This is a genomic window from Endozoicomonas sp. SESOKO1 (assembly GCF_024606265.1).
Classification (GTDB): Bacteria; Pseudomonadota; Gammaproteobacteria; order Pseudomonadales; family Endozoicomonadaceae; genus Endozoicomonas.
In genome coordinates this window covers 30,934-51,753 of sequence record NZ_JAHHPP010000346.1, presented here as the reverse complement: position 1 = coordinate 51,753, position 20,820 = coordinate 30,934, and the positions used below count along the sequence as shown (strand labels likewise).

The following is a 20,820-nucleotide window of genomic DNA, read 5'->3' as shown; positions in this document are numbered from 1 at the left end:
ACTTTTCCCGTATAAAGTTCCCTCCTCAAATGAAATACAGGAATAAAGGTAATAAAAATGTGGTTATCAACCGTTTTTTTTATTTTCTAAGTGTCTGAAAAATCAGTGAACTGCTGGACTGTTTTCGGTGTCCATTAAGCGATTGTCTGGAAAATAAGTTCCCTTTTTTCCTCGGCAACATTCGTTCAGGCTGAGTTCCGGGCTTGTCTGATAACTCAGCCCAAACGGAAATGGGGAGGTTATTTCGGGACGATTCCCTTAATTACCCTGGTTGAAGACAATGATGATATACAATGCCCCTGTTCCCCCCATGCCACCACAGGCTTATGACCGCGCTAATGGCTTTAATGGTTTGCACCGGGTCAGTACCTTTGGCTTAAGGTCGGTGGCGCATGGCCCTTCCGGTGGCAGTGCCTACACTGACCATGCCACGCACATTGCCGGTGGTGACCCGGCCCGGGCAGAACTGCTCAGAGAGATAGAAAAGGATGGCGGTGAGTCCGCCTATCAGCGCCTGGTGGCCAGGCTTGAAGAATCTGGGGCAGGCGTTCCCAGTATCCATGGCCGCCAGCGGCGGTCGGCAGCCGATGTCTCCCGAAAATTGACCGAGGTAAAAATGGCCGGTAGCCCCGGCCAGGCGCAGCGAGCCGACCAACTGACCGGCAATGGCAATTTTGCCCGGGTGGGCAATCCTCAGGCAGGAGGGATTCAGGAAAAACGAACCAGGGATGGGCTGGTGATGTATCGGTTTGACCTCAATGCCACCGGGAGTGCCGGATTGCCCGAGCAGAACCTGGAGCTGAGCAACTGTTTTTACCGGGCAAATGACCTGCCTCCGATGCCTGGACTCAATCCTGAATTGTCGACAATCACCGGCGAGGACCGTTACCTGTGTGCCGGTCACAGCCAATCAATCTACTCCGGGTCTATGAGCATCAAGCTCCAAACCGATAAGCCGGTAAGTGCCACGGTTTTCCAGCTGGTGCCACACCATGATGGCCGGTTGTACCGCAATGAAAATAGTACAATGTCGTGTATTCAGCCTGAGAGTCCGGTGGGCACCTATCATACGCTGGAGCACGATGGCATGGAGTTTGAGCAGGCTGGCCATTCGCCCTTTACCATGAACTTTGAGTCCCATGACGGGCAACTCTATTTTACCGTCAAGGTTCGCGCTTCTTACGACGTGTTTGATGACAATCGCCCCTGTGATGCCCCCTTTGCCGGTGATGCTACGGTTCTCAATCGAGCCCTTTGCTGCAACGGTAGTCAGGACGTCAAGTATATTTATGCAACGCCGTATGCCAGAGGCGACTGGCTGGATGTGGGTTTTGAAGCTGTGTTGAGTGATTTTTCCGACAAAGAACCGGAAAGGGGCGAGGTCAAGGTCTGGAAGGATGGCCAGTTGGTGGCAAAAACGTTTGCCTGGATCGGCAATAATAACCGGGCTACCTACGGTGGTGGCGGTTATCACGCCCAGTTTGGCATTGCTGATGGCTCCGATTCCATGGTCGTGAAGTTCAAGGGTGTGGATATTGCACCCATGTATCAGATGAAGCTGGCAGATTCACGATATTCCTTTCCCTTTGCCTATGCTGCGGACGAGTGTGATCCGCACGGGCAGAAAAAAACAGCCGGGCCAACCATCTGCGAATTGACCACTTCTGCCACTGATCCGGCAACCACAACGGCAACGACTGCTTCTGCCGCTGATCCCACAACTACAACGACAGAAACAGAAACAACAGCAACAGAAAAAATGACAACGGCGAAGCCCTGCCTGCAGCAGGTGCCCGCTGATTCCATTGCCGACATTGCCAACAATTTTACCGCTGAGGTTGATCCCCGGAATCTACGGAAGCGGTTAGAGCGAATACTGTCGTTCGGACCCAGGGATAATGTCCATAGGTTCTCCAATGGACAATACAAGAAAGTGGTCAAACATCTGGAGCGTTTTCTCGACAGGATGGGCGTGGCTACTTTCCGACAGGATTTTTCCTACGGCACCAGGAATCGGGATTTTCGCAAAGAGCTTGAATTCAACGCCGCGACCCCCAAAACCGCTGCGGACAGGGGGTGTAACCCGTTGAAAAATAACAGCTGCAATCTGTGCGCGCTGATTCCCGGAAAATCCAGTAACGTTGTAGTGGCCGGTGCCCATCTGGACACCTTCGCGGACAGTCCCGGTGCCAATGACAATGGCTCCGGCGTTGTGGCGCTGCTTGAAGCGATTCGGATTTTCAAAGAGTCCGGACTACAGCCCAATAACCCGGTGCTCTTCTGTTTCTGGGGCAGTGAAGAAAGATCACCGCGCAACTACGGCAGACGCAATGGTATCGGCTTTGGGTCTGACTACTTTTTGCACAATGATGGGTACAAAGACGTTATGGGGAACCTGACCGCGCAAGATCCTTGCCAGCAACAAGCGGAACCGTTTCGTATTGAATGCTATCTGAATCTGGCGCAGGTTGGGACCAGACCCGATCACAAATGGGATATACATCCAGAATTCCTTAACATCGGAGATCCTGAAAAATACCCAGGGGCGAGTCCCAGGGGCACCGGGCAGCTGACAGAGTTGTACGTGGATTATCTCGATAGCCGTGGACTGTCGTATTTCCGGGATGAGCCAAGCCCGGAACTTACCGATGTCGGTGCGTTTTACAAGCACGATATACCAGCGGTGACCGTCAGTACCGGCAAAGATGTATTCTACTATCACGCACCGGGCGATGACATTGATTCAATTGATTTTGAGGTGATGTCAAATGCCACTCAGGCCGTTGTTCATACCCTGGCCACACTGTCGTTTGGAGAGGGGCTAAACATCACCCGGACTTGATGTCCGGGTGAATAACAGGACACTCAAGCCAGAATCATGAATCAGAAAATCAGGTTTTCATGCATGACAGGTAGTGTGTCCATCCTGGCCCACCATACGAAATCATATTTTCTGACTAAACACATATTTTCTGACTAAACAGTTGTTGTCTCACTCTTTACTGGAGAACCGATAACTTCTTGTTGTTCTCTCCTCTCCTTTTCTAATAGTTCCATAGAGTTTTTGTAATATTCATTAAGACTTGTCGTTTTTCCCGTATTTCGCAGCCTTTGTGTTTTTGCAGGCAATCTATCGTTGTTCTGAGCATTCAGGATGGAGTATGCCTCTTCGATGATTCCATAACGGGTGACATCACTTTCCAGTATAAGGTTAAGATGTTTTTCCGAAAATTGTCTAACGCTGTTTTCAAGTTCCTGGAATCCACAATTAATTTCACATTGCATTCTTCTTTTTCTATCTTTTTCTGATTTCAATCGTTCCTGATGACTTGGGTTGCCAAGTGATCTTCTTATTCTTGGCTTTGCAGCCTGGACCAGTAATTCTTTATTACCATTAATCAATCGAGCTGCCAGTAATAGAATCTGCCCGGTACTGCATTCGGTGACATGCGGCGTTCTAATGCCCATGGCCCTGCTCACTTCGTCGGTTAATTTTGTGATAATAGCCTGGCTTCTCTTAATTTCAAAGTCAGCAGCAGGGTCTGATTCTTTAGTGCGCATTTTTTTAAACGGAGGAGGCCCATCCGGAATTTCCAGAACCTTGTCTGATGAAGTTGAGTGGGGAGCAACAAAACTTGTTTCAGTTGCTACTGGCGGATCGAATCTTGGATAATTTGATGGGGTAGTTACTGATACCGGATTTTGTATTTTTACCTGACTGTTAACGAACTCTTTTAAATCATCGGTTGCTTTTTTAAATGTCTCTGCGGTTTGCAGTGATGTTGCCTGAGCTTTTTCCTGTTGCTCTTTCAGTGCTGACAGTGCTGAAATGGTTTCGTTAAGTGTTTTAAGCGCTCCTTCCAGGGTATCGTGTATGGCTTCAGTACTCTGTTCCATCATTTTTTTCCTTGTTTCTTCCAGGGTTTCTTTCGTAAACGTTTGTATGAAACCTTCCATTGAAGATGTGGTTGCTTCGGATAATGATGTTGTCAGGCTTTTTTGTATTTCTGAGATAATTGCTGTTATTGATGAGGAAGCCACCTGATTTATTTGCTCCCGTAATCCAGGCACCATAGCGATGACTGAATCCCTGACCTCATTTTTGAGTTGTTTCCCCAGTATTTCCCGCAGTATGTCAGGCATTGTAGCCCTGACAGTTCTGGATAGATTCGTTTTGAGCCCAGGTATGATGGCGTTGGAAACGGCTTTTAATGCTGCTGTTTTTTTTGGTGGGGATTTTTTCGCAGGGACACGGCGATTTGCCGTTGAAGTACCGGGATTACCAATATCCAGTGCCGGGCCGGTGGCCAGATCATGAGTTGCCGGTGTACTGGATTCCCGGGTAATGGGTCCGGAAACCAGAGAGTGGCTTTGGGGCATTATTATTGATGGTTGATGCTGCCCCTGGAAAACCTGTTGGGCCGGTTGGGATAGCTGAGCCGTTATGTGGATCGGAAAATGGGGAAATTGCTGACTTTGCAGCGATGTGCCTATTACCTGTGGAGAGATTGCTGGTGTTGATGGGGTACTATCAGCGCTGGTGAATCCTCTGGACGACCATAGAGGGTCCTGGCTGTCCGGGCGCAGTCCGGCAACCTGGGGGGATGGCGAAAAGGCACCCTGGTTCAGGCATACAAATTGGCCGATTGTGGGGAACAGCGATTTCTGGCTAAACGGCAGTCGTGCGGCCGTCAATATCGGCGATGTTTCTTCGTTGGGCTGCGGTTGAACCTTGAATGGAATGCTACCTGTAGAGGGTGAGAGGAAGGCTTGTACTGAAGGTGTTACGACTGTTTGCGTGCTGACGGCAGGACGTTGATTATTACACAAGGGCATGAGCATTCCCTGGTTTAAATTGCTGTATGACGGCCTGGTTGATGTGATATTTCTTTTTTGAAATTGAGTAGTAACCTGCTGGATTGGCATCGTTGGTTCAGACGGGAGTAAGCCTGAAACCGGCGTATTTATATATACACGGGTTTGGGTTTTTTCTGCGATTACAGCACTATCTCCTCCGTTAAAAGTGGCAACGGTAGGAGGCAATTGACCTGCTGGTAAATGAGAGTTGATCATGCTCTGAAAACTACCCTGAAATCATATTGAACAGTAATGTGAAGACCTTTCAATTAACTATAAGTTCAAAATTGTATTTGCAATTAAAATAATACACAGGGCTTAAGTCAGGTATAAATACCGCTTTAAACATTATTTGAACAGCGTATTTTGGGTGAGAATTTTCAAGCATACAGGCTTCTGGTTAAGTCGTGTCAGATATACAGAGAACAGATGACGAACAGTTGATATCGTCGGCAAGGCGGGCTTTTTTCCGGCGTTTCGCCCCTGAACCAGAGCAGGTGGTCCCGAATAGCCGCTATCCAAGACCTCCATGGGCAGTAGATAACACACTGTTTCTGGCGCTGTGCACACAGTGTGATCAGTGTATTGATCAATGCCCAATGCGAGTGCTGGGACGATCTGATGAGAAAGAGGAGATTCTTTCTGGTCGTCCTGTGCTGGACCTTTCTTACGGCAGCTGTGACTTTTGTGGACAGTGCGTTGATGCATGCCCAGCGGGAGCCTTGAGCCGTGAGAAAGGGAAAAAGAGACAGACTATTCCCCAGCTTTCTGGCAGTTGTCAGGCAGAACTGGGGTTGTATTGTAACCTTTGTGAGGAAGCCTGCCCTGAACAGGCGATCAGCTTTGGTGCGGATAAAAAACCGGCGATAGACCTCAGCCTCTGCAGTGGCTGTGGCGAATGTGCCATGGACTGCTATAGCCGTGTATTGGTGATGGCCAAAGCATGATGTAACTTTGAACAGGCTCCTAGCAGATGGCCTGGCTGGTCAACCTCCAGGCGTGGTTAAGTTGTTGTTGTTTTCTTTCTTGGAATACCCAGTCGCTGGCGCCGTTCCCAGAGTGTTTTTCTGCTGATACCCAGTTTTTGCGCCAGCTCGGTTTCGGTCATTTGATCCTGATGTTCAAGAACAAAACGCTGGAAGTAGTCTTCCAGTGTCAAGCCATCCTGAAGCTCCTCTGCATCCTGACGGAACAGGGTCTGTTTGATACGAACTTCTATATCCAGGTTTTCCGGAGTGATGATATTGTCTTCGGAAAGAATAACTGCCCGTTCGATGGCATGCTCCATTTCGCGAACATTTCCGGGCCATTGATATTGAGAAATGGCGGCCATGGTTTCGGGGGCCAGTGAGTAGACGTCCAGCCCCATTTTTTCACAGGTTCTGGCCAGCAGTTTTTCCGCCAGCATCAGGATATCGTTGCCCCTTTCCCTGAGCGGTGGAATGCGCAGTTCCACCACTTTCAGTCGATAATAGAGGTCTTCACGAAATGCATTCTGTGAAGAGAGCTGACGGAGATTTCGGTGAGTAGCGGCAATCAGTCGAACATCAACGGACTGAGGCTGTACTGAACCTACACGACGAATTTCACCTTCCTGAAGAACGCGAAGTAGCCTGGCCTGGGCTTCCAGTGGCAGCTCACCGATTTCATCAAGAAACAGTGTGCCACCATTGGCTGCTTCGATCAGACCGGTTCTGGCAGCTGTTGCCCCGGTAAATGACCCTTTTTCATGGCCAAAAAGTTCGGATTCAATCAGTGTTTCAGGAATGGCAGCACAGTTGACAGAAATCATCGGCCCATTGACGCGTTTACTGTTGTCATGGATGGCTTTGGCAACCAGCTCTTTACCGGTGCCTGATTCACCCTGAATCAATACCGTTGCATCGGTTGGTGCCACTTTCTGTATTTGCCGGAACAACAGCTGCATGGCATCACACTGTGCCAGAATGCCATTAAAACCATCGCCAGAGCATGTCTCCTGAACCTGGCTTTCATTATTATCCTGATCGGGATCGGTGCTGTGAGCCGCCTGTTTTTCAATAGCTTCAGCCACTCTCTGAATCATCTCTGCATGATCAAAGGGCTTGGCAATATAATCAACGGCACCCTGCTTCATGGTTGAGACTGCCGAGTTCAGGCTGGCGTAGCTGGTCATGATCAATACGGGAATGCCATTGGCCAGGTGAATCATTTCAGTACCGGGTTTACCGGGAAGCCGAAGATCGCTGATGATCAGTGAAAATGGCGGTTGTTTCACAAACGCCTGTGGCTGAAGAAAGCCTTCGGCTTCATGAACCGAGCCAGCCTCAGTAATACTATATCCCTGTCGTTCAAGAAGACGACGCAGTGATGACCGGATAATTTCTTCATCTTCGACAATCAGTATCTGGTCCTGACTCATGCCATATCCCCCTGAAATTCCAACGGCTGCTCCCCGGCGTCTGCAGTCATCACTGACTCAGACTCGTAGCGTGGAAGCGAAATGATGAAGCAGGTTCCCCTACCTGTGAGTGGGTCCAGCGGACTCACCACCTGAATGCTGCCAAAATGTTCTTCGATAATATTCCAGGTCAGCGCCAGGCCCAGGCCGGTCCCTTTGCCCGCCTCTTTGGTGGTGAAAAATGGCTCAAACAGCCTTTCCTGAATGGCTTTCGGGATGCCGTGCCCACGGTCCTCAAAACGAATGGTGATCGTGTGCGGGTTGGCTGTGGTGCTGACGGTAACCAGGCTTTCAGTGTCCACATTGTCCACAGTGTCCAGCGTATCGTTGCCCTCGTCTGAGGCATCGGCCGCATTTTTCAGCAGATTGATAAACACCTGTTGTAATTTTTGGCTATTACCGCTGACACATAGGCCATCGGTACATAAATTGCGGAATACGATATTGCTGTTCTTATGGCTCAATTGCAACAGGTTAATGGCTTCCTGGATGGTGCTGAAAACTTCTACAGGCTCGGCTTTGGAAGGGGAATCACTGCTATGCCCGGTTTGCTGTCCTCCTTTCTGACCGGAGTGGGCGTAAGACACCAGTGTTTGCACAATGCGACTCACCCTGTTGGTTTGCTCCAGTATCTGCCGGGAACTCTGTTGTACATCCGGGTCCGGTGATAGCGCACTCATTTCCTGGGCAAGGCAGTCAATACCGGTAATCGGGTTACCAATCTCATGGGCAACACCGGCGGCCAGCTGCCCGATAGACGCCAGTCGTTCACTGTGAAAGAGCTGTTCTTCCAGCATCTGGGTTTCCGTCTGGTCTTCCAGCAACATGACCTGATTACCGCCGGTGCCGGAAGCCGGAGCCTGGACAGCGGCTTTGTGCAGGCTGAAATAGCGGGTGTCGCCATCCATTTCAACACGGTGCTTGTTCAGGTGATTACCGGGGAGTTGTATAAAATCATTGAGGATCTGGTTCCAGGGAGCAGGAATGGTCTTCAGGGGCATCCCCAGGACAGCTTCTGCAGGAATACCGGTTAACTCTGCCATGGCCTGATTCCAGAGCATGACTTCGCCGGTGTTGTTTGATGGCAGCGATTCCGGGTTATCAGCCGACGTGCTTTCAATGGCCGCGTCAATGGAGCAGACGGCCATGGGCAGGCTGTTCAAGGTGTCCCGGTGATAACGTCTCAGGCTATCAAGCTCACCCGCCAGACCGGTCAGTTTCGAGTGGTACGCTTCCAGCCGGGACTCCATAAAATGGATATCTTTCGGGACGTAATCATTGTCAACATCCAGGGGTAAAAAGGAGTTAACGATGTCATGGGCAATGGTGGGGCCCATAAGCCCGGACAGGTTATTCTCAATACGGTCCCTGAGTCGTCTCAGGGAGTGTGGCCGGCTATCATCTGGCCTCATGTTGAGATCGGTCAGGGCTTTATTGATTTCCTCCTGAGCAGCCACCGGACCCAGAGGGGCGCTGAGCATCTCCTGAAATTCGTAGGAAGAGCGGGCCTTGGGGATTTTGTAGGGTTGCTGGCCCACCTCCCGAACCAGACAGGCGGCAGCCGCGCTGCTCTCTTCATCAGGCATTCTGGTAAAACAGGATACCATGTAGAACACCAGAACATTCACGAGCAATGATGAAGTGGCGGCAATATACCAGCCATCGTTAGTGATGGTGCCGAAGTTGACGCTGCGGATTGTGAACATCTCAAGTCCCATGGTTAAAGGCAGCATCAGGGTGAAGAACCAGACTGCGGTTCCAGACAGAATCCCGAGAATCAGCCCCTTATGGTTTGCCCTGCCCCAATAGAGCGTAGACAGGGTGCCGGGGAGCAGTTGCAGGGCTCCCACATAGGCGACGATGCTCAGGCTGTACATGTCCACCTCGTTATGCAGCAGCCGGTAGAACCCGTAGCAGGCGAGGATCAGTGTGGCAATAATCAGACGTTTTACATTGGTCAGCCAGCGGTAGATATTGGTCTGGATCTGGGTTGGTTCCCCATTCTGATCAAGGGTCTGATAAAGAGTTTGATAAAGTGGCAGAACGACGTGGTTAAGCAACATGGAAGACAGTGCCAGTGAGGTCACCATAAACAGGCCGCTGGCCGCAGAAAGTCCGCCTATATAGGCGATGATGGTCAACCATTCATTATCCACGGCATGACCAATAGCCAGTGGAAAGTATTCGGGGGGATAAGGGCTGCCGATTTTGAGACCCGCCCAGAGGATCAGAGGGGTGGAAATACTCAACAGTAGTAAAAAGAAAGGCAGTCCCCAGCTGGCAGTGAATAACATTTTTATGTCGCGGTTTTCGGCAAACGTCATATGGAACATATGGGGCATAACCACTGCAGAGGCAAAATACATCAACAGCGTTGTTCGCCAGGGGCCATCTTCCAGATGAGAATTCATCCCGATAATGACGTCAGAGTTTGCTTCAAGCCAGTTATTTAACCCGGAAAAGCCACCAAACACCTTGGCGATAACTACGCCCCCAAGCAGCGCCATGATCAGCAGCTTGAGCAGCGACTCAAAGGCAATCGCCACCACCAGACCATCATGCTGGTGGCGGCTGGCCAGGTGCCGGGTGCCAAACATCATGGTCAGTAACGTGACCATAATACAAAAACCGAAGGCCAGCATTTCCGGGGATGTTTCGTCACTCAGCAGATAAACACCGTCTGCCACAGCTTGTATCTGCAGGGCCAGCAGGGGAAAGGTGATAAACAACAGTAGTAGTGTACTTAAGGTGCCCGCCACCGGACTCCGGAAACGGAAGGCCAGTACATCGGCCAGAGAACTGAGTTGATAAGTGGAGGTTATTCTTAATAGTGGCACCAGCAGGACGGGGGCTAACAAAAATGCACCGCTCAGGCCAAAGTAAAAACCGAGAAAAACATAACCATCGTCGTGGGCAACCCCGATACTGCCATAGTAGGCCCAACTGCTGGCATAGATGCCCAGGGACAGAACATAGGTTGCCGGGTGATGAACCACTGTGCGCGGGATGATGCCACGATCCGTGGCCCAGGCGCAGAGAAAAAGAACCGCCAGATAGGCAACACTGGCCAGAACGATATGCTCCAGTTCAAAGCTCATCGCTGTTACCCCTGATCTGAAGGGTAAAGCCCGCGACAATCAGTATGAACCAGAGAATCCAGGGCTGATACCACTGTTCACCAAACGTAATCCACCACCCCATGATGGCGGGAGAAAAAAGGTAAATACCGATCACCAGAAGCAGAACCAGTCGGTAGATATACATATTACGTTGGTACAGTTTCGTAATTGGACAGACATGGTAATGGTTATATGGGTAAACCGCAAAAGAATACTGGCAGATTGTCTTGTGCGGCAGGACTCTCCGGATAAACCGTGTATCTATGCACGTTCGTATTTAAATAGGGCTGAGAATGTCTCTGGTTGTTGATGGAAGGGGATTTGCTCCCTATTTTCGATAGGTGAGTCCAGCGCGTTAATGGGGGCAGGTTCATCTGTCGGCTCATTTCCCATTGCCCGGATACTGGCAAACGTTTTATCCAGGGTGGCCTGATGCGTTGCCTGTAAATGAGCCTGCAGCTCCCGCCTCTGGCCAAAGTTTGTACGGCAGGCAAGGCAGAATGTCTTATGAAGGTATAAACCCTTTACTTTCTTGTTATCCAGAGGAACGAAATTATTCTTCTTTCTGTTTGCCAGGGCATTGAGGTGTTTATTAAATGATTCAATATCCTGGTAGATCACCTGACAGGGAATTGCCGCCAGTGTCTTGGGTATTGCAAACTCCAGAGTGCCTGGTTTAAACAGCGACTTGACCAGCTGCGGCCTGTCCTGCAAATCGTTAACGGCAGCCGCTGCCTGTTCCGGGTTTTTATCAAACCAGTCAAGGATTTTTATCGTGCTTATTCGGGGCAGCGGCTGGTCAGCATGATGTTTATAAAGTTGTCTCAACACTTTATCGTATTTTCGTTGCCCGGCAGGTTCTGCTGAATGTTGGTGACGTTGTTTGACTTTTTCAGGGGCATACAATCTTTTATCCAATACGTTGTCAATCAGCTCTCGCTGGTGCTTGTCAATCATATAATCCGGACGGTGTTTTTTCTTACACTGGCTTCCATCGTCGAGCGTGTGCTGATAGCGAGGCCTTTTTGCCAAAGAACCGGAAGGGAAGATTTTATTGCGATAACCAGAGAGTTGTGTGTGTTTTCTCTTATGTCGGTTTTGTGTCTGTGTTGCAGGCAGTGCCGTCTGCTTACCTTCCTCCAGCACACGGGTGCCTTCTGTACAGTAATTTTTAGAATAATAAGTCTTAATGCTTTTAATTATATTTTTTTTCAGAATACCATCCCTTAGTTTGATCTCTCTTTTAGTAACTCTCTGGTTCAAGCCATCCCGGCATTCGCAAAGATAACGGGTTGCTTTACAAATGGTACATTCTGAGCAGCGGCAAGTAATAAATTTGCTTTGTTGTTCCAGCAGGTTTTCGTGCTCATGGGCCAGCATTACTTCAGGTACTGAATCTTGAGTCAGTGTTAAATCAGCCAGTAGTTCTGGAATGACTGTGCTTTTGGCGTAGGCAGGACTCATTTTCCAGTAACGTTGCTCAGCAGCGGGTAATTCATCAAAGGCATCAAGTACCTGGTTCAGCTGTGCAGCCGTCACTTTAAAGGGAATGGGAACACCAATTTGCTGTTCAACGGCCAGTTTTTGCTCCTTAAGGTAGCTAATATATTCTTTGCGTTTTTTATAATAGGCCTTACCGTAGCTGATGTTGCCCAGACTATCCTTTCTGGCTGCAAATCCCTGTTCTTTGAATTGCTGCTTAATCAACTCTGCCTTCTCTTTTTTAATCTGCCTGGTTGTCATTGTAATGGCATCAGTGAACCGTTGCCTGGCTTTCAGTTGCCTTTGTTCTTGCTGGTATGCCTTGAATTCTTCTGTTCCTAAAAAAAGTTGTTGATGGCAGGGGTTGACATAAAATTGAGACAGTGTTTCTTTTATCTCAGGAATAGGGGGTAATGTCTTCCAGTCAGGCATTTGAATGGGGTTTGCTAACTGTTTAGTGGTGTCATCGAAGTACTCTCCGTCGGCTATTTCTTTACCTGGTGTTCCTCTACTCTGAAAACTCTGTGCTTTATATTTCATCAGGTAGTCATAAATGCTGCCAAGGTAAAGCGAAGTAAAGGAAGTCTTGGGGATTACCTCGAACTCGACAGTTTTGCAAGCCTGATCTTGCTGGTCTGGATCCATCCACTGTGAATACAGGGAAGCCAGTTTTTTTTCCTTATTGTTAAAAGCTCTACTGGTCAGCAATTTTAATGTTTCATTTTTATGGTCATGCCATAACGGTGGGTTTGTTACCAGTAGAAACGCAAAAGCGCCGATATCGTAAGTCGATGAGATGCCTTTTTTCAGCTCCCGTTGAATGACATTTTCGTATTGCTCTTTTCGACTACCACCTTTGCACTTTCTGGTGTTGTCGGATATCGCCTGGGTAAAGGAGATCAGCAGATGACTGACTCTATTCATGATGCATGGATTTTCTTTCTCTAAGGCGTTGAACCAGATGTCTTTGATCAGGCGGAAAAAGGCCAGATAACCTAACGATGATGGGGTCTCACTGTTGAATCCATAGTCGTTGGAACAAATTTTTGATGTCGAACTGAAGTTAAACATCATATCGCCTTTTACTACCAGTTCTGGCCAGTTAATTTTGATATATTCAGCTTGCTTGTTGAGCGAATCAGGCCATCCCTCAACGATGGTTTCAATTGTCTGTCTATCGGGCCACAGGGAGGCGTAGTGTTGGTCAAGTTCTTTTTCGGCCTGATTTTTTAATGAATTTGAATATTTTTTCAGTTCCTCCGCCAGGCGGATTTTACTCTGCACACCTGATGTCCGGCCAATGGCTTCAATGAGTTGGTTATAGAGTGGGTAAGGATCAGTGTAAGAGTCTGAAGCGAGACAGTGGAATATGGCGCTATAGGTGGGGGTGGTGTTTCTTTCTCGCAATGTTTTCTCTGCGGCCTCAATTTCCTGTTGTGAGAATCCCCGAATCTTCAATTCCTGCAGTTCCAATGGCCTTATCAAGGTCTCTCGTGAGTGAAAAGTTCCAGTTGCTGGTGCAGGATTCTCCGGTGAGCCAGTGACAGGCATTAGCCAGAAATTTTGATTCTGGGGGTTTTCGTTTATATAAGACTGGGATGAATTAGCCATTTCGGTAACCCTTTTTTGATTGGATGTATAACTAACCAGTTGAAATAATTGATTAAATTGGTTCTATGAAAGGTTTTTACTGTTTTTTTTGATTGCTACAGTGGAAGTAAGTTCACTTCTCAAGGTGAAGTAAAATTGAAGCTAATGTCTGCTTTTCCCGTGATTATGATTTTATCCGCTTTATTTTATCCTTTGTTTGTTGGGAGAACGTGTAATCACGCGGCGAAAAGTCAAGTTGATCCTCGGCTCTACGGGTTTTGCCGTTTTGGTCAGGCAGTGCTGCCAGTATTTCTGGGTAGTTCCGGCCATTAACAATAGAGAGCCTGACACCAGGTCAAACGTGTAAGGTTGAATGTCTTTTTGGTATTTGTGGCGCAGCCGGAATCGCCGTGTCGCTCCCAGGTTGAATGAGGCAATCACCGGGTTTTCTCCCAGCTCGGGTTCATCGTCACTGTGCCAGCCATTGCTGTCCTGGCCACTGCGATAAAGGTTGATTAATACCGAGTTAAAGTGATGGCAACAGATTGTTTCGACCTGCTGTTTAATGGCGGTGACGGTCTGGCTCCATGGCTGTGGAGCAAGCGCCAGGCCTGAATACTGATAGTGTGCGTCAGGATCCCCCATCCACACCTGAAGCCTGGGAACCGGCACGGTTTTACCGTAAATGGTTATCTGATCCTGTTGCCAGGGCAGTGTTGAATAGAGTTCCGAGTATAACTGCCAGCCAGTGGGTTCGGGGATTATCTGAGGCCATAAAAGCAGGTGGGCATCGGGAGGGGTGTATATTTCCGGAAGTGTGGTAACGGCGCTGAATGTATCCATGTTCGGGCTCCTGACAACTGATTGAGCACCTTTATATGTTCAGCATTTGACAGAGACTTGTTACGGTCGCTTCCCGCTTCCCGCTTCCCGCAAAAGCACAAGCGCCCTGTCTTTTTCGGGCAGCGGGTGGCGGGAAGCGGGCAGCGTTTATTGAAATGCCGAAGTTATTAAATGACAGTTCCCAAGTCAGTTTGCTGTAACAGAGCTTGAGACTAACTTATACGGTTAAAGCCCCGGAGCGTCGTAAGTCACCCAGTAGATCATTTCACCGGGGCAGTCGCTACCCAGAACATCAACCATAATATTATCAATTTTTAATTTCCCTATTTGTTCCAGCCACTGGTCATCGTCCAGTTTTTCTTCCAGTAACCAGCTGGGTACGGATTGACTGTCCGAGTTGTACCATGCCACAGGGAAACGCATGGTTTTGGGCAGACGACTGCGTTTTACGCTTAACGAGGCATCACAACGAACCACAAGGCTGTCTGCCACCTGCTGACGTTTACGAAGATATTTACTGGACTCTTTGGCAAATTTTTCTTCGTATGGACTCATCAGCTCTTCCTGCCGGCTTTCCAGACAATAGTCATAGGCGCGACTGACATCACTGTTCTTATAGCCCATGATGCCGCAGGCTTCGGTAACACGGTTTTTTATATCCTGGCTGAGTTCTTCGTACCAGGGCGCATTGGGACCAAGAACTCTTTGAGCTTCCAGTGTGGCCACAAAGATCAGATTTTCATCCGGTGTAAAGCAGGATGATACACCCTGTGTGTGAATCGGGGACTGAGTCGTTATAGACGGTTCCCGGCGTATAAGCTGCTCCCGGGTTCGTCTGGCGGCATCACAGAAGTCAGGGTGCTCTGCTGCAGGCCTGCTGGAAGTAGCATTCAACGAAGAATAAGCCAGAGTGTTTGCCGTCAGGTTAACGGACAACAATGAAAGAGCAGCAACAAAAGCTGTTTTGAGGACTATCGACATATTCGCTCCTTGAACACATCTTTTTGGGGTCCATTCCCAGACGACTGAAGGCGTCTGGATATGATTTATTCAATCATATATAACATGTTCGACAGGATAGCGGTAGGTTTGCTGAAGGGTTTGCTTTTGCTAAAGAGAGTCCTGCAAAATCTGTTTTTTTCCTGCCATGTGCCTTGTCGACCAGTTTTTTATGCCCCAGGACAGGATCTCTTCAACGGAGTTCATTAACAGGTCTGGCTCCGGCTTCAGGCCAAATGCCCTCAATGCTTTGATAATAAGTGGACGGGGGTCGTTCAGTGGTATGGCGGGCGCATGGTTCTGCTTACTGAGTTTATTGCCATTGTTCTGGGTAATCACCGGAACATGGGCATAGACAGGGTGCGGATAATGTAACTGGCTTTGCAGATAGAGCTGTCTCGGGGTTGAATCCAGAATGTCTACGCCCCTGACAATATGAGTGACCCCTTGAAAGTGGTCGTCAACGCAAACGGCCAGCTGGTAAGCGTACAGCCCATCCTTGCGCCTGAGAACAAAATCGCCAAGCGAGCTTAAATCAAACGACTGATCACCCTGAATGCGATCCTGAAATTGCATGACCTGGTTACTGCATAACAGCCTGAGGCCATGGGGCTGGCTGGGGATCACACGCTGATGTCGACAATAACCGGGATAAACACCGTTCAAACCGGCAAGTTTCTTGCGGGTACAGGTGCATGGATACAGTTTCTCAGCACGGAGCAGAGTGTCCAGTACTTCATCATAAGCTTCGCTGCGATCACTCTGAAAAAGTACGCTGTCATCCCAATGCAGGCCATAAACGTCCAGAGCCTTGAGAATAAGGTCAGCGGCTTTGGGATGTTCCCTTGGTGGGTCAATGTCTTCCATGCGCACAAGCCATTTTCCACGATGGGCGTGGGCATCCAGGTAACTGGCCAGGGCCGCAACCAGAGAGCCAAAGTGCAGAGGGCCGGAAGGGGAAGGCGCAAAACGTCCAACGTAGGAGGGAGTGCTCAGTGTGTCGCCCATAGGGAGTGGTTATCAATCAGTCGAGAATGAATCAGTCTGCGATACTCATGGTGCCACAGCCTGATTCATCATCCGGGTACATCAGTTACCCAGTTGTCTTTCCTTGATCTCGGCCAGTGTCTTACAGTCGATACACAGTGTCGCAGTGGGGCGGGCTTCCAGACGACGAATGCCTATTTCTACGCCACAGCTGTCACAGTAACCGTAATCGTCTTCTTCGATCCGGGACAGTGTATCGTTAATTTTCTTGATCAGTTTCCGTTCACGGTCACGGGTTCTCAGTTCAAGGCTGAACTCTTCTTCCTGACTGGCACGGTCTGCTGGATCAGGGAAGTTTGCGGCCTCATCCTGCATATGGTTTACCGTACGATCCACTTCTTCCATCAGCTCCTGCTTCCAGTTCTGCAGGATCCCGGTGAAGTGAGCGATCTGTTGCTCATTCATGTACTCTTCCCCATCCTTTTCCTGGTAGGGGGTATACGATTTGAGCAGATTGCCTGTATCCGCGTTTTTCTGTGCTGACATGATTACAGCCTCACCACCTTCTATTCATGAGCCAGGGGATCTCGCAAGAATCCTGGATCTCTCCATTTAGAGGCGCTCGCGTTCTGCCTGTTGACAGCAGCCTCTGCGATCCCTCAGTTACCGCCGGTAAGCCGGCTCCCTGAAAGCCAAGGTCAACACCATGGGTGCCTGGCGAGAACAAAAGCGCCTGGCACTTGCCTCTTGCCTTCCTTAAAGAAGCGGAGAAACTACCAAAACACATGACAAGACGCCATAAAAAAATGTCATCCGCTTTCTGACATTGACCAAAACCTGTCCTCAGGTCAACTGATATTATTCTCTGAACCGGTGATCCAACAGATTCAGAGCCTGTCAGCCCTACAGGGACAGGAATGATTAATCGGCATCTTGGAATTCTATTTTAGAATAGCAATAAGTGAATTAATGAAATTAAGCAATGGGATTCTGTAATGAAATACGATAGCCGCCTATCTGAGGCCCGCCTGATAAAAAGATATAAACGCTTCATGGCCGATGTTGAGCTGGCCGATGGCTCACTGATTACCCTCCATTGCCCGAATACCGGCTCCATGAAAAACTGCCTCTACCCGGGTTATCGGGTATGGTATTCCGACTCAGGAAATCCCCGGCGTAAATATCCCTGTACCTGGGAGCAGGCTGAGATTCCGGTGGTGTTTAACGGCGAAGAACGCCTGACTCTGGCGGGGCTGAATACCGGACGGGCCAATGCCCTGGTTGAGGAGCTTCTGTTATCGGGTCAGGTTTCAGAGCTGGCTGGTTACCAGACTCACCGTCGTGAGGTTCGTTATGGTGAAGAAAACAGCCGTATTGATTTGCTGTTGCAGCAGGAAGGCCTGCCCGACTGTTATGTGGAAGTAAAAAGTGTCACGCTGGCAATGGGGAATGGCCTTGGCCTGTTCCCGGATGCCGTCACCAGCCGCGGCACAAAACATCTGCGGGAACTTACCCAAATGGTGGCTGATGGTCATCGGTCCGTGTTGTTTTTCTGCGTCCAGCATACCGGTATTGACCATGTGGCTGCGGCAAAAGCCATTGATCCGGTCTATGCAGAAAAACTGCAAAAGGCGGCTGCCGCTGGCGTGGAGGTGATGGCCTGGGGGGCAGACATGTCGCCGGAGAGTATTGGGTTGGTCAGGCGGTTACCTGTTCTGGTCTGAATTGCTGCCTGTGTTCGCTTGTCGTCTGGCAGCTGAAAATCTTTTGGGTATATGACCACTGCCTTATTAGACCAATTTGCTGCTGTCGCCGCACGATTGCATGGATGCAGTAGCCAGAGCAACGCAGTTGCCGAGCAGGGTAGTCTATTTCCAGACAGCTCCCAGAGCGGCTCCGGCTCACCCTACAATGGCAGCAGGCGATCGACATACTCCATAGCTGGAGGATTAAGCGGCAGTAACCTGATCGCCTCCTTCATTGGCAGCCCGTTGTCAGGCAGACACTTGACCAACCGACCCCGGATGCTGGCCCGGCAGTAGAATTGGAGAGAGTGAGGTACAGACATGAAATTCTGGATGGCTTCTTCTATGGCTTCTGCCCTTGCACATTGACAGGCTGTCCGTCCATTCCAGTCTTTGAATTTCGGGTCAGCCCCGTTCGCCAGCAGAGTCTTGACAATATCTTGGTGACCGGCCTCGGCTGCCCTGTGCAGCAGGGTTTTATGGTAAAAATCGGGAATATTCGGGTCAGCCCCGTTGACCAGTGCCGCCTCAACTTGATCTTTCCATCCTTCATAGACAAGTTTCGGTAACAGGCTGTTCCAGTCGGGCTGATGGGTTACAGGTAACAGGATTCTATATACACCCGGGTCTTCACTGGCAAGTGCAGATGTCAAGGCTTTCCGCCCAGTCCCGTCCTTGAGGTTCGGGTCAGCCCCTTTGCTCAGCAGGGTCCTGACCATAAGACGGTGACCAACGGCAGCTGCCCGGTGCAGGGGGGTGTAATGATCACTGTCGGGAGTATTTGGGTTAGCCCCGTTGTCCAGCAGGGTCTCGACAATAGCATGGTGGCCAGCAGTCGCTGCTCCTCCTAAAGGTGTATCACCATCACTGTCCTGGATATTCGGGTTAGCCCCCCTGGCCAGTGCCGCCTCAACCTGATCCTTCCACCCTGAGCGGGAAAATGCCTGAAGCAGGCTGTTCCAGTCCGGCTGATGAGTTTCAGGTAGCAGTGTATCGTACACAACGCGATGACGGTTGCCAGCTGCACATTGCAAAGGTGTCCATCCATTGTCGTCCTTGAGGTCCGCATCAGCCCCATTGGCCAGCAGGAGCTCGACCGTAGCATGGTGACCTTCGAGAGCTGCATAATGCAACGGAGTCTTTTCACTAATGTCTTTGAGGTTTGGGTCAGCCCGGTAGGTCAGCAGGGTCTCGGCAATAACATGGTGACCAGCGATAACTGCCCGGTGCAGCGGGGTTTCATTGTTCTTTCCGGGAATATCCGGGGCAGCCCCCTTGTCCAGCAGGGTCTCGGCAATAACATGGTGACCAGCGTTAACTGCCCGGAGTAGCGGGGTTTCATTGTTATTTCCGGGAATATCCGGGTCAGCCCCGTTGTCCAGCAGGGTTCTGACCATGGCATGGTCGCCACAGGCAACTGCATGTTCCAGTGAATTCATGACCTGCTCCGACTCTGAAAAATCAGGTTTGCTACGTCGATATATTACCTTCCTGACCCTGGTTATTCGGATGTTGCGTCCAGTTCAGGTAAGGCTTGCCGGTTTGCTGCCTGACCATGGTAATACAGTTATCCACTGGGCAGGTGATCTGGCAGAGGTTGCAACCCACACAGGCCTCCTCGATCACATCAAATCGGCGCTGGGATGACTGTTTTATCGGTGTCATGGCAATGGCCTGGTGGGCAGCATCTTCACAGGCCGCATAGCATCGGCCGCATTGGATACAGCTGTCCTGATCAATGTGGGCAATGGTCTTGTAATTCAGGTCCAGGTATTTCCAGTCAGTCAGATTGGGGACGGCAGCGCCTCGAAAGCTGTCCAGGGTCGGATAGTGTTTGCGGTCCATCCACCGGGACAGGCCATCAATCATGTCCTGTACAATCTTGAAACCGTTCAGCATGGCGGCGGTACAAACCTGAACGGTGCCCGCCCCTAAAGCCATAAATTCGGCAGCATCCCGCCAGGTACTGATACCGCCAATGGCCGAGATGGGCAGGCTGGCAGTGTCCGGGCTGCGGGCAATCTGCCCGACCATATTCAGGGCGATGGGTTTCACCGCTTCGCCACAATAGCCACCACTGGTGAACTTATCGTTGACGGCGTGGTACCCCACCATTCGATCCAGGTCAATACCGGTAATGGAGTTGATGGTATTGATCAGTGATACAGCATCAGCGCCACCGGCCTGGGCCGCTGCAGCCGCCACCACGATATTGGTGATATTGGGCGTGAGTTTAACGACAACGGGCAGGTTGCTGTGTTGCTTGCACCAGCGGGTAACCATTTCAATATAGTCCGGCACCTGACCGACCGCTGAACCCATTCCCCGTTCCGGCATACCGTGGGGACAGCCAAAATTCAGCTCCACACCATCACAGCCAGTCTCCGCTACTTGGCTGAGGATGGCTTGCCAGCTTGCCTCTTTGCAGGGCACCATCAGCGAGACCAGCAGTGCCCGGTCCGGCCAGTCTTTTTTGGTCTGGCGTATTTCATCCAGATTCACCTGCAGCGGGCGATCGGTGATCAATTCGATATTGTTAAACCCGATCACGTCACCACGGGTATTCCTGTGGCAGGAATATCGGGAACAGACATTAACCGGTGCCGGGTCTTCACCCAGGGTTTTCCAGACCGCACCACCCCAGCCAGCCTCAAATGCGCGATAGACATTGTAGGCTTTATCCGTCGGTGGCGCAGAAGCCAGCCAGAACGGGTTGGGGGAACGAATACCGAGAAAGTTACTGGTTAAATCAGCCATT

General features: G+C 50.0%; 16 protein-coding genes. 5 read left to right on the top strand and 11 right to left on the bottom strand.

Annotation, left to right across the window (positions count from 1 at the left end):
* Positions 1 to 280 precede the first annotated feature (280 nt).
* Positions 281 to 2,842 carry a M20/M25/M40 family metallo-hydrolase gene (locus tag KDK13_RS15725; protein WP_257285924.1) on the top strand — a complete coding sequence of 854 codons (2,562 nt, stop codon included), beginning with the start codon at positions 281 to 283 and terminating at the stop codon, positions 2,840 to 2,842.
* A gap of 134 nt (positions 2,843 to 2,976) precedes the next feature.
* On the opposite strand, the gene KDK13_RS15720 is transcribed toward KDK13_RS15725, so the two are convergent.
* Entirely contained in the window at positions 2,977 to 4,143 is a 1,167-nt protein-coding gene (locus tag KDK13_RS15720; RefSeq protein WP_257285923.1) for a hypothetical protein, read from the bottom strand.
* A gap of 31 nt (positions 4,144 to 4,174) precedes the next feature.
* On the opposite strand from KDK13_RS15720, the gene KDK13_RS15715 reads away from it, so the two are divergent.
* The 3 genes from KDK13_RS15715 (at position 4,175) to napF (ending at position 5,804) form a co-directional block, all read left to right on the top strand.
* Complete coding sequence (locus tag KDK13_RS15715; RefSeq protein WP_257285922.1) at positions 4,175 to 4,318, top strand: hypothetical protein; 144 nt, start codon at positions 4,175 to 4,177, stop codon at positions 4,316 to 4,318.
* 168 nt (positions 4,319 to 4,486) lie between these two features.
* Complete coding sequence (locus KDK13_RS15710) at positions 4,487 to 4,729, top strand: hypothetical protein (RefSeq protein WP_257285921.1); 243 nt, start codon at positions 4,487 to 4,489, stop codon at positions 4,727 to 4,729.
* Positions 4,730 to 5,264: 535 nt separating this feature from the next.
* The gene (napF, locus tag KDK13_RS15705) at positions 5,265 to 5,804 is read left to right on the top strand and encodes a ferredoxin-type protein NapF (protein WP_257285920.1); all 540 of its coding nucleotides are present in this window, start codon (positions 5,265 to 5,267) and stop codon (positions 5,802 to 5,804) included.
* Between the two features lie 56 nt (positions 5,805 to 5,860).
* Here the strand turns inward: napF and KDK13_RS15700 are convergent, their stop codons facing one another.
* The 8 genes from KDK13_RS15700 to dksA all read right to left on the bottom strand — a co-directional run bounded on the left by KDK13_RS15700 (position 5,861) and on the right by dksA (position 16,863).
* Positions 5,861 to 7,258: a sigma-54 dependent transcriptional regulator gene (locus tag KDK13_RS15700; protein ID WP_257285919.1), complete on the bottom strand. Its 1,398-nt coding sequence runs from the start codon at positions 7,256 to 7,258 to the stop codon at positions 5,861 to 5,863.
* On the bottom strand, positions 7,255 to 10,395 hold the full coding sequence (locus KDK13_RS15695) for an ATP-binding protein (RefSeq protein ID WP_257285918.1): 3,141 nt from the start codon (positions 10,393 to 10,395) through the stop codon (positions 7,255 to 7,257). Before KDK13_RS15695 ends, KDK13_RS15700 begins: the two co-directional genes overlap by 4 nt.
* Positions 10,385 to 10,561, bottom strand: a complete 177-nt coding sequence (locus KDK13_RS15690; protein WP_163370786.1) for a hypothetical protein — start codon at positions 10,559 to 10,561, stop codon at positions 10,385 to 10,387. Before KDK13_RS15690 ends, KDK13_RS15695 begins: the two co-directional genes overlap by 11 nt.
* Positions 10,562 to 10,677: 116 nt before the next feature.
* A complete protein-coding gene (locus tag KDK13_RS15685) occupies positions 10,678 to 13,509 on the bottom strand; it encodes a hypothetical protein (protein WP_257285917.1) in 2,832 nt (943 codons plus the stop codon).
* Between the two features lie 180 nt (positions 13,510 to 13,689).
* On the bottom strand, positions 13,690 to 14,331 hold the full coding sequence (locus tag KDK13_RS15680; protein WP_257285916.1) for an alpha-ketoglutarate-dependent dioxygenase AlkB: 642 nt from the start codon (positions 14,329 to 14,331) through the stop codon (positions 13,690 to 13,692).
* A 225-nt stretch (positions 14,332 to 14,556) separates the two neighbouring features.
* Positions 14,557 to 15,312: a hypothetical protein gene (locus tag KDK13_RS15675; protein ID WP_257285915.1), complete on the bottom strand. Its 756-nt coding sequence runs from the start codon at positions 15,310 to 15,312 to the stop codon at positions 14,557 to 14,559.
* 129 nt (positions 15,313 to 15,441) lie between these two features.
* The gene (gene gluQRS, locus KDK13_RS15670; protein ID WP_257285914.1) at positions 15,442 to 16,338 is read right to left on the bottom strand and encodes a tRNA glutamyl-Q(34) synthetase GluQRS; all 897 of its coding nucleotides are present in this window, start codon (positions 16,336 to 16,338) and stop codon (positions 15,442 to 15,444) included.
* Positions 16,339 to 16,419: 81 nt separating this feature from the next.
* Positions 16,420 to 16,863 carry an RNA polymerase-binding protein DksA gene (gene dksA / locus KDK13_RS15665; protein WP_257285913.1) on the bottom strand — a complete coding sequence of 148 codons (444 nt, stop codon included), beginning with the start codon at positions 16,861 to 16,863 and terminating at the stop codon, positions 16,420 to 16,422.
* Positions 16,864 to 17,312: 449 nt separating this feature from the next.
* Between dksA and sfsA the strand changes: the two genes are divergently transcribed.
* Positions 17,313 to 18,041 carry a DNA/RNA nuclease SfsA gene (gene sfsA, locus KDK13_RS15660; RefSeq protein WP_257285912.1) on the top strand — a complete coding sequence of 243 codons (729 nt, stop codon included), beginning with the start codon at positions 17,313 to 17,315 and terminating at the stop codon, positions 18,039 to 18,041.
* 182 nt (positions 18,042 to 18,223) lie between these two features.
* Here the strand turns inward: sfsA and KDK13_RS15655 are convergent, their stop codons facing one another.
* Positions 18,224 to 19,501, bottom strand: coding sequence for an ankyrin repeat domain-containing protein (locus KDK13_RS15655; RefSeq protein WP_257285911.1), 1,278 nt, complete (start codon positions 19,499 to 19,501; stop codon positions 18,224 to 18,226).
* Positions 19,502 to 19,532: 31 nt separating this feature from the next.
* Positions 19,533 to 20,819: an NAD-dependent dihydropyrimidine dehydrogenase subunit PreA gene (gene preA / locus KDK13_RS15650; protein ID WP_257285910.1), complete on the bottom strand. Its 1,287-nt coding sequence runs from the start codon at positions 20,817 to 20,819 to the stop codon at positions 19,533 to 19,535.
* Position 20,820 lies beyond the last annotated feature (1 nt).

Coding starts and splice junctions, on each gene's coding strand:
- KDK13_RS15725 (WP_257285924.1), top strand. CDS start 281: ATGATGATATACAATGCCCCTGTTCCCCCCATGCCACCACAGGCTTAT.
- KDK13_RS15720 (WP_257285923.1), bottom strand. CDS start 4,143: ATGCCTGACATACTGCGGGAAATACTGGGGAAACAACTCAAAAATGAG.
- KDK13_RS15700 (WP_257285919.1), bottom strand. CDS start 7,258: ATGAGTCAGGACCAGATACTGATTGTCGAAGATGAAGAAATTATCCGG.
- KDK13_RS15695 (WP_257285918.1), bottom strand. CDS start 10,395: ATGAGCTTTGAACTGGAGCATATCGTTCTGGCCAGTGTTGCCTATCTG.
- KDK13_RS15690 (WP_163370786.1), bottom strand. CDS start 10,561: ATGTATATCTACCGACTGGTTCTGCTTCTGGTGATCGGTATTTACCTT.
- KDK13_RS15685 (WP_257285917.1), bottom strand. CDS start 13,509: ATGGCTAATTCATCCCAGTCTTATATAAACGAAAACCCCCAGAATCAA.
- KDK13_RS15680 (WP_257285916.1), bottom strand. CDS start 14,331: ATGGATACATTCAGCGCCGTTACCACACTTCCGGAAATATACACCCCT.
- KDK13_RS15675 (WP_257285915.1), bottom strand. CDS start 15,312: ATGTCGATAGTCCTCAAAACAGCTTTTGTTGCTGCTCTTTCATTGTTG.
- gluQRS (WP_257285914.1), bottom strand. CDS start 16,338: ATGGGCGACACACTGAGCACTCCCTCCTACGTTGGACGTTTTGCGCCT.
- dksA (WP_257285913.1), bottom strand. CDS start 16,863: ATGTCAGCACAGAAAAACGCGGATACAGGCAATCTGCTCAAATCGTAT.
- sfsA (WP_257285912.1), top strand. CDS start 17,313: ATGAAATACGATAGCCGCCTATCTGAGGCCCGCCTGATAAAAAGATAT.
- KDK13_RS15655 (WP_257285911.1), bottom strand. CDS start 19,501: ATGAATTCACTGGAACATGCAGTTGCCTGTGGCGACCATGCCATGGTC.
- preA (WP_257285910.1), bottom strand. CDS start 20,819: ATGGCTGATTTAACCAGTAACTTTCTCGGTATTCGTTCCCCCAACCCG.